The sequence below is a fragment of the Enterobacter sp. EGD-HP1 genome, assembly GCF_000733275.2.
Lineage (GTDB): Bacteria > Pseudomonadota > Gammaproteobacteria > Enterobacterales > Enterobacteriaceae > Enterobacter.
The window spans coordinates 47,260-59,601 of the sequence record NZ_AVOP01000005.1 but is presented as its reverse complement, the minus strand read 5'-3'; the positions used below and the strand labels follow the sequence as shown (position 1 = coordinate 59,601).

General features: G+C 54.9%; 12 protein-coding genes. 5 read left to right on the top strand and 7 right to left on the bottom strand.

Annotation, left to right across the window (positions count from 1 at the left end; translation table 11 throughout):
- Positions 1-3: 3 nt before the first annotated feature.
- The gene (gene pepA / locus N037_RS06200) at positions 4-1,515 is read right to left on the bottom strand and encodes a leucyl aminopeptidase (RefSeq protein ID WP_023309366.1); all 1,512 of its coding nucleotides are present in this window, start codon (positions 1,513-1,515) and stop codon (positions 4-6) included.
- A gap of 266 nt (positions 1,516-1,781) precedes the next feature.
- Between pepA and lptF the strand changes: the two genes are divergently transcribed.
- From lptF to mtgA, 5 genes are all read left to right on the top strand, one after another.
- Positions 1,782-2,882, top strand: coding sequence for an LPS export ABC transporter permease LptF (gene lptF / locus N037_RS06195; RefSeq protein ID WP_024906345.1), 1,101 nt, complete (start codon positions 1,782-1,784; stop codon positions 2,880-2,882).
- Entirely contained in the window at positions 2,882-3,964 is a 1,083-nt protein-coding gene (gene lptG, locus N037_RS06190; RefSeq protein ID WP_023333613.1) for an LPS export ABC transporter permease LptG, read from the top strand. The genes lptF and lptG overlap by 1 nt, the downstream gene beginning before the upstream one ends.
- A 135-nt stretch (positions 3,965-4,099) precedes the next feature.
- A complete protein-coding gene (arcB, locus tag N037_RS06185) occupies positions 4,100-6,433 on the top strand; it encodes an aerobic respiration two-component sensor histidine kinase ArcB (RefSeq protein ID WP_032639725.1) in 2,334 nt (777 codons plus the stop codon).
- Between the two features lie 233 nt (positions 6,434-6,666).
- Positions 6,667-7,320 (top strand): isoprenoid biosynthesis glyoxalase ElbB, encoded by a 654-nt coding sequence (elbB, locus tag N037_RS06180; protein ID WP_032639722.1) that lies wholly within the window; start codon positions 6,667-6,669, stop codon positions 7,318-7,320.
- Entirely contained in the window at positions 7,317-8,042 is a 726-nt protein-coding gene (gene mtgA / locus N037_RS06175) for a monofunctional biosynthetic peptidoglycan transglycosylase (protein WP_032639720.1), read from the top strand. Before elbB ends, mtgA begins: the two co-directional genes overlap by 4 nt.
- A 39-nt stretch (positions 8,043-8,081) precedes the next feature.
- Here the strand turns inward: mtgA and npr are convergent, their stop codons facing one another.
- The 6 genes from npr to lptB all read right to left on the bottom strand — a co-directional run bounded on the left by npr (position 8,082) and on the right by lptB (position 12,341).
- Positions 8,082-8,354: a PTS phosphocarrier protein NPr gene (npr, locus tag N037_RS06170; RefSeq protein WP_003861872.1), complete on the bottom strand. Its 273-nt coding sequence runs from the start codon at positions 8,352-8,354 to the stop codon at positions 8,082-8,084.
- Positions 8,351-9,205, bottom strand: coding sequence for an RNase adapter RapZ (gene rapZ / locus N037_RS06165; protein ID WP_008501442.1), 855 nt, complete (start codon positions 9,203-9,205; stop codon positions 8,351-8,353). Before rapZ ends, npr begins: the two co-directional genes overlap by 4 nt.
- Positions 9,206-9,250: 45 nt before the next feature.
- The gene (gene ptsN / locus N037_RS06160; RefSeq protein WP_008501443.1) at positions 9,251-9,742 is read right to left on the bottom strand and encodes a PTS IIA-like nitrogen regulatory protein PtsN; all 492 of its coding nucleotides are present in this window, start codon (positions 9,740-9,742) and stop codon (positions 9,251-9,253) included.
- An 82-nt stretch (positions 9,743-9,824) separates the two neighbouring features.
- Positions 9,825-10,112 (bottom strand): ribosome hibernation promoting factor, encoded by a 288-nt coding sequence (gene hpf / locus N037_RS06155; RefSeq protein ID WP_008501444.1) that lies wholly within the window; start codon positions 10,110-10,112, stop codon positions 9,825-9,827.
- A gap of 22 nt (positions 10,113-10,134) precedes the next feature.
- Positions 10,135-11,568, bottom strand: a complete 1,434-nt coding sequence (rpoN, locus tag N037_RS06150) for an RNA polymerase factor sigma-54 (protein WP_032639718.1) — start codon at positions 11,566-11,568, stop codon at positions 10,135-10,137.
- Positions 11,569-11,615: 47 nt separating this feature from the next.
- Positions 11,616-12,341: an LPS export ABC transporter ATP-binding protein gene (lptB, locus tag N037_RS06145; protein ID WP_023309359.1), complete on the bottom strand. Its 726-nt coding sequence runs from the start codon at positions 12,339-12,341 to the stop codon at positions 11,616-11,618.
- Between the last annotated feature and the right edge of the window lies 1 nt (position 12,342).

Genomic DNA, 12,342 nt, shown 5'->3' with positions numbered 1-12,342 from the left:
GCATCACTCGTCGCCGTTAAAACCCGCACGATTGAGCAGGAACTGCGACAGCAGCGCCACTGGACGACCGGTTGCGCCTTTGGCTTTACCGGAGCGCCATGCGGTGCCCGCGATATCCAGGTGCGCCCAGTTGTACTTGCGGGTGAAGCGTGCCAGGAAGCAGCCCGCGGTGATCGCACCGCCAGGACGTCCGCCAATGTTCGCCATATCCGCAAAGTTAGACTCCAGCTGATCCTGATATTCGTCACCCAGCGGCAGACGCCATGCGCGGTCCCCGGCCTGCTCTGAGGCACCAATAAGCTCGTGCGCCAGAGGATTATGGTTCGACATCAGGCCGGTGATGTGGTGGCCCAGCGCAATCACACAGGCACCGGTGAGGGTGGCGACGTCAATTACCGCTTCAGGCTCGAAGCGCTCAACGTAGGTCAGCACGTCACACAGCACCAGACGGCCTTCGGCGTCGGTGTTCAGCACTTCAACGGTCTGGCCGGACATGGTGGTCAGCACGTCACCCGGACGATAAGCGCGCCCGCCAGGCATGTTTTCGCAGCCCGCCAGGACGCCGATCACGTTGATAGGCAATTGAAGTTCCGCGACCATGCGCATCACGCCGTAAACCGCCGCCGCGCCGCACATGTCGTACTTCATCTCATCCATGCCCTCGGCAGGCTTAATGGAGATACCGCCGGAGTCGAAGGTCAGGCCTTTACCGACCAGTACGATCGGACGCGCATCTTCGGACGGGTTGCCTTTGTACTCGATGACGGACATCAGGGATTCATTCTGCGAGCCGTTACCGACCGCCAGGTAAGAGTGCATCCCCAGCTCTTTCATCTGCTGTTCGCCGATGACGCGAGTGATAACGTTTTTGCTGTAGGCGTCGGCCAGCTGACGCGCCTGAGAGGCCAGGTACGCCGCGTTACAGATGTTAGGCGGCATGTTGCCGAGATCTTTGGCCGCTTTAATGCCGGCAGCGATCGCCAGACCGTGCTGGATCGCGCGTTCACCGCTGGTCAGTTCGCGACGGGTTGGCACGTTAAAGACCATTTTACGCAGCGGACGACGCGGCTCGCTTTTATTGGTCTTCAGCTGATCGAAGCTGTACAGGCTCTCTTTTGCCGTTTCAACCGCCTGACGCACTTTCCAGTAGGTGTTACGTCCTTTGACGTGCAGCTCGGTCAGGAAGCAGACGGCTTCCATTGAGCCAGTATCATTCAGCGTATTGATTGTTTTCTGAATCACCTGCTTATACTGACGTTCATCCAGCTCGCGTTCTTTGCCGCAGCCAATCAGCAGAATACGTTCTGACAGTACGTTTGGAACATGGTGCAGTAACAGCGTCTGCCCAGGTTTGCCTTCCAGTTCGCCACGGCGCAGCAGGGCGCTAATATAGCCGTCACTGATTTTATCGAGTTGCTCGGCGATCGGGGAGAGTCGACGCGGTTCAAAGACGCCCACAACGATGCAGGCACTCCGCTGTTTCTCCGGGCTACCGCTTTTTACACTGAACTCCATGCACTACGCTCCTGAATCTTAAAGACAACGGCGGCTGCTACGGATAGAATTGAAACCTTTCGTAACTCATGTCCGCTGTTGTGGTGACTTCGTGTTAATCTTACGTTACTACGGTTTCGACACGTCAGAAAAAGTCCTGAAGCGTGAATCCGCTGGATGTTTTAATCTTAGCGATGATTTCGACGACTCAAGAGAATAAATGACGTTTAAGCCATGAAACAAGCGAAATTCCTGCAAAGAGACGGGTTTTTACGGGCGTATTTAAAGTGATAATCATAAGATATCTGGTGCGGGAGACGCTCAAGAGCCAACTGGCGATCCTCTTCATCCTGCTGCTGATTTTTTTCTGTCAGAAGCTGGTTAAGATCCTCGGTGCGGCTGTTGACGGCGAAATTCCAACAAATCTGGTGCTTTCCCTGCTTGGTTTAGGGATCCCGGAAATGGCGCAGCTCATCCTGCCGCTAAGTCTTTTCCTTGGCCTGCTCATGACGCTTGGGAAACTCTACACCGAGAGTGAAATCACGGTGATGCATGCCTGTGGCCTTAGCAAAGCGGTACTGGTGAAAGCGGCCATGATACTGGCGCTGTTCACGGGTATTGTTGCTGCGGTGAATGTGATGTGGGCGGGCCCCATGTCTTCCCGTCATCAGGACGAAGTGCTGGCCGAAGCGAAAGCCAACCCCGGCATGGCGGCGTTAGCCCAGGGGCAGTTCCAGCAGGCAACCGACGGCAACTCCGTGCTGTTTATTGAGAGCGTTGACGGCAGTAAATTCAACGACGTATTCCTGGCGCAGTTACGTCCCAAAGGTAACGCGCGTCCATCAGTGGTGGTTGCAGACTCCGGTCAGCTTGCTCAGCGCAAAGATGGTTCGCAGATCGTGACGCTGAACAAAGGCACCCGTTTCGAAGGCACCGCGATGCTGCGCGACTTCCGTATTACGGATTTCCAGAACTATCAGGCTATTATCGGCCATCAGGCGGTGGCGCTCGATCCAACGGATACCGAGCAAATGGACATGCGCACGCTGTGGAACACCGATACCGACAGAGCGCGCGCTGAGTTCCACTGGCGTATTACGCTTGTCTTCACCGTGTTTATGATGGCGCTGATTGTCGTGCCGCTGAGCGTGGTGAACCCGCGCCAGGGACGCGTGCTCTCCATGCTGCCGGCGATGCTGCTGTACCTGATCTATTTCCTGCTGCAAACCTCGATTCGTTCTAACGGCGCGAAGGGTAAGCTGGACCCTATGGTCTGGACATGGTTCGTCAACAGCCTGTACATCTTACTGGCGCTGGGATTAAACCTGTGGGATACGGTGCCTGTGCGCCGCATACGTGCCCGATTCTCGCGTAAAGGAGCCATCTAATGCAGGCGTTTGGCGTTCTTGATCGCTATATCGGTAAAACCATTTTTACCACCATCATGATGACGTTGTTCATGCTGGTGTCGCTCTCCGGCATTATCAAATTTGTCGACCAGCTGAAAAAAGCCGGGCAGGGGAGCTATGACGCGCTGGGCGCGGGGATGTATACCCTGCTCAGCGTGCCGAAAGATGTGCAAATCTTCTTCCCGATGGCGGCCCTGCTGGGCGCACTGCTGGGGCTGGGGATGCTGGCGCAGCGCAGTGAGCTTGTCGTTATGCAGGCCTCGGGTTTTACCCGCATGCAGGTTGCGCTGTCGGTAATGAAAACCGCGATCCCACTGGTGCTGTTGACCATGGCGATTGGCGAGTGGGTCGCGCCGCAGGGCGAACAGATGGCGCGTAACTACCGTGCCCAGGCCATGTACGGCGGCTCACTGCTCTCGACTCAGCAAGGTTTATGGGCGAAAGACGGTAAAAACTTCGTCTACATCGAACGGGTCAATGGCAATGATGAACTGGGTGGGGTGAGCATCTACGCTTTTGATGACCAGCGCCGTCTGGAGTCAGTCCGCCACGCCTCTTCGGCGAAATTTGACGCTGAAAAAAAACAGTGGCGCTTGTCCCAGGTCGATGAGTCTGACCTGACCGATCCGAAACAGATTGCCGGTTCTCAGACGGTAACCGGCACGTGGAAGACCAATCTGACTCCCGATAAGCTCGGAGTTGTGGCGCTGGATCCTGACGCGCTCTCCATCAGCGGTTTACACAACTATGTGAAATACCTGAAGTCGAGCGGGCAGGATGCAGGACGGTATCAGCTCAACATGTGGAGCAAGATCTTCCAGCCGATGTCCGTGGCGGTGATGATGCTGATGGCGCTGTCGTTTATCTTCGGCCCGTTGCGTAGCGTGCCGATGGGCGTGCGCGTTGTGACCGGTATCAGCTTCGGCTTTGTATTCTACGTGCTCGACCAGATCTTCGGTCCGCTGACGCTGGTTTATGGTATTCCGCCGATGATTGGTGCGCTGCTGCCAAGCGCCAGTTTCCTCCTGATCAGCCTCTGGCTGCTGTTGAAACGCTCCTGATTGACCTCTCCTCGCTTCCGGTTAACCGGGAGCGAGGCTAATCTCCTGTTTCACCCCGCACTTTTTCTCACAACCTTCAACGCCTCGCCCTGAATTTGAGTATTATTGAGCGATAAAGTCGTGAAGGGATCCTCTATGAAGCAAATTCGAATGCTTGCCCAGTATTACGTCGACCTGATGATGAAGCTTGGGCTGGTGCGTTTCTCCATGCTGCTTGCGCTGGCGCTGGTCGTTCTGGCCATTGTCGTGCAAATGGCCGTCACCATGGTTCTGCATGGTCAGGTCGAGAGTATCGACGTCATCCGCTCCATCTTCTTTGGCTTGCTCATTACGCCCTGGGCGGTCTATTTCCTTTCCGTGGTGGTTGAACAGCTGGAAGAGTCCCGTCAGCGTTTGTCAAAACTGGTCGATAAACTGGAAGAGATGCGCGAGCGCGACCTGAAGCTCAACGTCCAGCTCAAAGACAACATCGCGCAGCTGAACCAGGAGATTTCAGATCGTGAGAAGGCGGAAGCCGAGCGTCAGGCCACGCTGGAGCAGCTGAAAATCGAAATGAAAGAGCGCGAGGTCACGCAGATCCAGCTTGAGCAGCAGTCCTCTTTCCTGCGGTCATTTCTTGATGCTTCACCGGATCTGGTGTTCTACCGTAATGAAGATAAAGAGTTTTCCGGCTGTAACCGTGCGATGGAGCTGCTCACCGGAAAAAGCGAGAAGCAGCTGATTCACCTGAAGCCGCAGGACGTTTACTCTGAAGAGGCGGCGGCCAAGGTTATGGAGACGGACGAAAAAGTCTTCCGCCATAACGTCTCGCTGACCTATGAACAGTGGCTGGATTACCCGGATGGACGCAAAGCCTGCTTTGAGATCCGTAAGGTGCCTTACTATGACCGCGTCGGGAAACGCCACGGCCTGATGGGCTTTGGCCGCGATATCACCGAGCGTAAGCGCTATCAGGACGCCCTGGAGCGCGCCAGCCGCGACAAGACTACCTTTATCTCCACCATCAGCCACGAGCTGCGTACGCCGCTTAACGGCATTGTCGGGCTGAGCCGAATTCTGCTGGATACCGACCTGACCGCAGAACAGGAAAAATACCTCAAGACTATCCATGTCTCAGCGGTCACGCTGGGTAATATCTTCAACGATATTATTGATATGGATAAGATGGAGCGCCGTAAAGTTCAGCTTGATAACCAGCCTGTTGATTTCACCAGCTTCCTTGCCGATCTCGAAAACCTGTCCGGCTTACAGGCGCAGCAGAAGGGGCTGAGTTTTGTCATGGAGCCAACCCTGCCGCTGCCGCATAAAGTGGTGACTGACGGCACGCGTCTGCGCCAGATCCTGTGGAACCTTATCAGCAACGCGGTGAAATTTACCCAGAAGGGGCAGGTGGCAGTACGCATCCGCTTTGACGACGGCGATATGCTGCACTTCGAGGTGGAGGACTCCGGGATTGGTATTCCGCAGGAGGAGCAGGACAAAATTTTCGCGATGTACTACCAGGTGAAGGACAGCAACGGCGGGAAGCCTGCTACCGGAACGGGCATTGGTCTGGCGGTCTCTAAACGGCTGGCAAAAAGTATGGGGGGCGATATCACCGTTGCCAGCCAGCCGGGGAAAGGGTCAACCTTCACGCTGACGGTCCATGCACCGGCGGTGGCGGAGGAGGTTGAGGATACCTTTGAAAACGACGACATGCCGCTGCCTGCGCTGCACGTTCTGCTGGTGGAAGATATTGAGCTGAACGTTATTGTGGCGCGCTCCGTGCTGGAAAAGCTGGGCAATAGCGTGGATGTCGCGATGACCGGTAAGGCCGCGCTCGAGATGTTTAAACCGGACGAATACGATCTTGTCCTGCTTGATATCCAGTTACCGGACATGACCGGGCTGGATATCTCGCGTGAGCTGACGCGTCAGTACGCGGCCGACGAACTGCCGCCGCTGGTGGCGCTGACGGCGAACGTACTGAAAGATAAAAAAGAGTATCTCGATGCCGGTATGGACGATGTACTCAGCAAGCCGCTGGCGGTGCCTGCTCTGACCGCCATGATTAAGAAGTTCTGGGATACCCGTGATGAAGAGGAGAGCACCATGACGTCTGTTGATAGCGCAAAAGCCCAAACGATACTCGATACCGCGATGCTGGAGCAGTACATCGATCTGGTCGGCCCGAAACTGATTACCGACGGTCTGGCGGTATTCGAAAAAATGATGCCGGGCTATCTGAGCGTGCTGGAATCAAACCTGACGGCTCGTGACCAGAAGGGCATCGTGGAAGAAGGACATAAAATTAAAGGTGCCGCCGGCTCGGTTGGCTTACGCCACCTGCAGCAGCTGGGTCAACAGATTCAGTCACCTGATTTACCTGCATGGGAAGATAACGTGGGTGATTGGGTTGAAGAGATGAAACAAGAGTGGCAAAACGATGTTGCGGTGCTGAAGGCCTGGGTTGATGCCAGAAAAAAATGACCCCGGCTTAACCGGGGTGCGCGAATACTGCGCCAACACCAGGGAAATCGTGGCTGCGCCTGTTTTTTAAAGTTATTTTCGAAAGGGCGCCGCCTGAAAAAATTTAGGCCGCACGCAGATAAGATAGCAAATCTTAAATGGTTTGTTACATGAATCAGTGAAATGTGTGAAGCATAGCGTTTTAATCAAAATTATTAATGTGCTTCAGCAAGTTGCAGAAAAGGATTGTCATGATGAAAAAGATTGGTGTCGTGCTGAGCGGATGCGGTGTTTACGATGGTTCTGAGATACATGAAGCCGTCATCACGCTGTTGGCCCTGGCTAAGCACGGAGCAGAAGTTATTTGCTTTGCGCCAGACAAAAATCAGGCGGATGTGATTAATCATCTGACCGGTGAGCCGATGGCGGAAACCCGTAATGTACTGATTGAGGCCGCGCGTATTGCGCGAGGTGATATCCATCCTCTTATTCAGGCAGATCCTACAGAGCTTGATGCGCTCATTGTGCCGGGTGGGTTTGGCGCGGCCAAAAATCTCAGTACCTTCGCTGCGCAGGGCGCGGAGTGTCAGATCGATCCTCATCTGAAAGCGCTGTCGCAGGCCATGCATGCGGTGGGAAAACCGCTGGGCTTTATCTGCATCGCGCCGGCCATGCTGCCCAGGATTTTCGATTTCCCGCTGCGCCTGACTATCGGGACGGATATTGATACCGCAGAGATCGTCGAGGAAATGGGGGGCGAACACGTTCCGTGCCCGGTTGATGACATTGTGGTTGATGAAGATAACAAAGTTGTCACCACGCCGGCGTATATGCTGGCGAACAATATCGCTGAGGCGGCCTCAGGCATTGAAAAGCTGGTGGCTCGCGTGCTGGTGCTGACTGAATGAGGCGTAAATTTGCCGCAGGCGCAGGGGTGAAACGCATCCTTTTGCGTATTGTTCTTGTACTGGCGGTATTCTGGGGAGGCGGGCTGGCTTTATTCAGCATTATGCCGGTTCCGTTCTCTGCCGTTATGGTTGAGCGCCAGCTTAGCGCGTGGTTCAGCGGTGATTTCGGCTATGTTGCCCACTCTGACTGGGTGAGCATGGACGAGATTTCACCGTTCATGGGGCTGGCGGTCATCGCGGCGGAGGACCAGAAATTCCCGGAGCACTGGGGGTTCGACGTGGCGGCAATTGAGAAGGCGCTAGCCCATAACGAACGCCATGAAAACCGCGTGCGCGGCGCGTCAACCTTGTCGCAGCAGACGGCCAAAAATCTGTTTCTGTGGGATGGTCGAAGCTGGGTGCGAAAAGGGCTGGAAGCGGGGCTGACCCTTGGGATGGAAACGGTCTGGAGCAAAAAACGCATCCTGACCGTTTATCTCAACGTCGCTGAGTTTGGCGACGGCATATTTGGCGTGGAAGCTGCCGCGCAACGGTATTTCAATAAACCAGCCAGCCGTCTGAGCATGTCAGAAGCAGCGCTATTGGCCGCTGTTTTACCGAATCCCATCCGCTTTAAAGCCAGCGCCCCATCAGGGTACGTGCGAAGTCGTCAGGCGTGGATCATGCGTCAAATGCGTCAGCTGGGTGGGGAAGGATTTATGCAGCGAAATAATCTTATGTAGGGCGGGTAAGCGCAGCGCCACCCGCCTGACTGGCAGACCTTAATCTTCGTCGAACCCTGCGTTGAACAGCGCAATCACCGCTGCCAGCGCTTCCTCTTCCTGGGGACCGGTGGCCTCGACTTCAATCTGGCGTCCTTTGGCGGAGTCCAGCATCAGCAGGGCGATCACGCTGTTCGCTTCCGCTTCGGTGCCTTCGTCATTCCGCAGCAGAACCTCTGCATCGAACCCCTGCATCAGCTCAAACAGTTTCATCGCCGGGCGTGCATGCATGCCAAGCTTATTGGTAATCTCAACGGTTTGTTTTACGGTCATGTTTTACGTTTTTCCAGCGTGCGATGACGGGACTGAACGTTCTTCCCGCGCGAGCGGAAATAGTCGGCCAGCTGTTCGGCGATGTAAACCGAACGATGTTTACCGCCGGTACAGCCAATCGCCACCGTCAGGTAGCTACGATTGTTTGTCTCCAGCATAGGTAACCATAGCTCAAGGTAGCTTCGCGTCTGGTAGATAAAATTGTGAACTTCTGTGTGCCGGTCGAGGAAGGCCGCGACGGGTTTATCCAGACCGGTCATTGGACGCAGCTTTGGATCCCAGTGCGGGTTCGGCAGGAAGCGCACGTCAAAAACGTAATCCGCATCAATCGGAATACCGTGCTTAAAGCCGAAGGATTCGAACACCATCGTCAGTTCACGCTCGCGCTTACCCAACAACCGGGTACGCAGCATTTCCGCCAGCTCGTGAACGGACATCTCAGAGGTGTCGACAATCAGGTCGGCACGAGAACGCAGCGGCTCCAGCAGGTCACTCTCTTCATCGATAGCGCTCTCCAGAGAGAGGTTCTTACTGGAAAGCGGGTGCAAACGACGGGTATCGCTGTAGCGGCGGATCAGCGTATTGCGGTCTGCATCAAGGAACAGCAGCTGTGGCGAGAATGTATCAGGCAGGTTGCTCATGGCCTGTTCGAAGATCTCGGGCGATTCCGGCATGTTACGGACGTCGATACTGACGGCGGCAGAGGTTTGTCTCTCCGCAAGCGTGCGGGCCAGGTCGGGCAACAACACGACCGGCAGGTTATCGACGCAGTAAAAACCCATGTCTTCCAGCGCGCGCAGAGCAACGGATTTCCCCGACCCTGAACGGCCACTGACAATCATCAGCACCATGTTCCGTTTCTCCTCAGGACAACAGATGTGAAGGCCATCTCCTGATTATGCATCATCCTGATTGCCTTCTGCTTCAGTGATAATTTGATAGAGCTCTTCATCACTTTGGGCCGAGCGCAGTCGACGGCATATGGTTTTATCGGCCAGACGTTTTGCGACCAGCGACAGCGTATGCAAATGGGTTTTCGTCTGGTCGGCAGGCACCAGCAGCGCGAAGAGGAGATCGACGGGCTGGTTATCAATGGCATCGAAGGCGATAGGTGTTTCAAGCTGCACAAACACACCAACGGCACGCAGGGTATCCTCTTCCAGTTTGCCGTGCGGGATCGCGATGCCGTTGCCGATACCGGTACTGCCCATTTTTTCACGGGTCAGAATCGCTTCGAACACCACCTGCGGCGGCAGGCCCAGCTGTTTGGCAGCCAGTTCACTGATGATCTCCAGCGCACGTTTTTTGCTCTGGCAGTGAACCGCACTGCGGGTACATTCCTGGTTAAGGACATTGCTCAGTTGAAGAGCGGAATCGTTGTTCATCATAATTTCACCTAAGCGCTAACTGTACAAATGGCCTGTTGTGTTTCACAACAGGCCGTCCTGCACCCGTTAACTGCCCGGACAATTAGTGTTGTTTCAGTTTATCTTTATGTTTATTGAGCTGTCGTGCAAGCTTATCAATCAAGCCGTCGATAGCAGCGTACATGTCTTGCCCTTCCGCACTGGCATGCAGTTCACCCCCGTTAACATGCAGGGTGGCATCCGAGATATGAGTCACTTTCTCCACTTTCAACACAATATAGACCTGATTGATCCTTTCGAAATACTGTTCGAGTTTTGCAAACTTCGCGTTCACGAAGTCGCGTAAAGCCTCGGTAATTTCGACGTTTTGTCCAGTGATGTTGAGCTGCATAGTGTCTTCCTTATCGGTTGTGTCAGACCAGCTGTTTACGCTGGTTGGACGGCGGAATGGATAAAGACTCTCGATACTTCGCAACAGTACGACGTGCCACCATAATACCCTGATCGGACAGCATGGTGGTTAACTTACTGTCGCTTAGTGGCTTCGCGGGGTTCTCCGCGGCGATCAACTTCTTCACCAGAGCACGAATGGCCGTTGACGACGCTTCGCCGCCGCCCTCGGTATTCACATGGCTGGAGAAGAAATACTTAAGCTCAAAAATACCGCGTGGACTGTGCAGATACTTCTGCGTGGTGACACGGGAAATGGTTGATTCATGCATTTCGACGGCCTGGGCGATATCCGCCAGTACCATCGGTTTCATAAACTCTTCGCCCTGCTCAAAGAACGCCTGCTGCTGTTCGACAATACAGCGGCTGACGCGTAGCAGCGTATCATTTCGGCTCTCAAGACTTTTGATCAGCCATCGTGCTTCCTGAAGATTGCTACGAATATATTGATTGTCGGAGTCGTTACGCGCGCTGGTGCACATGGAGGCGTACTGCTGGTTGATTTGCAGGCGAGGAATGCTGTCTGAATTCAGTTCAACGACCCAGCGGTCATTGTGTTTTCTGACCAGCACGTCCGGGATGACGTACTCGGGCTCGCTGGTCTGGATCGACTGACCCGGGCGCGGATCGAGCGACTGGATCAGATTCACCGCTTCTTTCAGCACCTCTTCCTTCAGGCGCGTGACGCGCATCAGGGAGCGGAAATCGTGGTTAGCCAACAGATCCAGATGATCGCTGATGATTAAGCGCGCCTCGTCGATCCATGGCGTCTCTTTGCTGAACTGGGAAAGCTGGATCAGCAGGCAGTCGCGCAGATCTTTTGCAGCCACGCCTACCGGATCGAAACGCTGAATGCGCTTCAGAACGGCTTCGATCTCCTCAAGCTCAATCTCTTCATCGCCCATGCTTTCCAGAATCTCGTCCAGCGTGACGGTCAAATAGCCGGTGTCGTCAACGGCATCGACAATTGAGGTGGCAATCGCGCGGTCGGTATCGGAGAAGGGGGTGAGTTCCACCTGCCACATCAGGTAATCCTGCAGCGACTGGGTGGTTTCTCCCTGATAGACCGGTAGCTCATCGTCCTGGTAGTCTGCACGCGTACCGGAAGGGGTTCCGGCGGTGTAGATTTCATCCCAGCTGGCATCCAGCGGAAGCTCGTCGGGCATCTCTTTTTGTTCGAGTGCATCCGCGGTGTCGAGCGCTTCTGTATCCTGCGATTGCTGGGTATCTACCTCGTCATGAAGATCGGTTTGTTCCAGCAGGGGGTTGCTGTCCAGCGCCTGCTGGAGCTCCTGCTGAAGTTCTAACGTGGACAGTTGCAACAGACGAATTGCCTGCTGTAGCTGCGGCGTCATCGCCAGTTGTTGGCTGAGCCTTAATTGCAAACCTTGCTTCATGTTCAGAGCATTTTTCTCCGGTTCGGCGTTACGTTACCTCTACCCTATCAGAGTCTGAAGTCTTCCCCAAGATAGACGCGCTTAACATGATCGTCTTCGAGGATCTGCTGCGGCGTACCGTGGGCGATCAGATTGCCCTGGCTCACAATATACGCGCGTTCACACACGGCCAGCGTTTCACGGACGTTGTGGTCGGTGATCAGTACGCCAAGCCCGCTGTCACGCAGGTGTTCAATGATACGTTTAATATCGATAACCGAGATCGGGTCAACGCCCGCAAACGGTTCATCCAGAAGGATAAATTTCGGGTTTGCGGCCAGCGCACGCGCAATCTCAACGCGGCGGCGTTCCCCCCCGGAGAGGGCCTGACCGAGGCTGTCACGCAGATGCTCAATATGGAACTCTTCCATCAGCTCGTTGGCACGATCCTGACGCTGTTCGCTGGTCAGGTCGTTACGAATTTGCAGGACCGCCATCAGGTTATCGTAAACGCTAAGACGACGGAAAATGGAGGCTTCCTGCGGCAGGTAGCCGATCCCGCGACGCGCGCGCGCGTGCAGCGGCAGAAGACTGATGTCTTCATCGTCAATGATTATGTTGCCGGCATCGCGCGGCACAATGCCAACGACCATGTAGAAGGTGGTGGTTTTACCCGCACCGTTAGGGCCAAGCAGCCCTACAATTTCGCCGGAGTTGACGGTCAGACTGACATCTTCTACGACACGGCGGCCCTTATAGGCCTTCGCGAGATTTTTTGCAGTTAATGTTGCCATA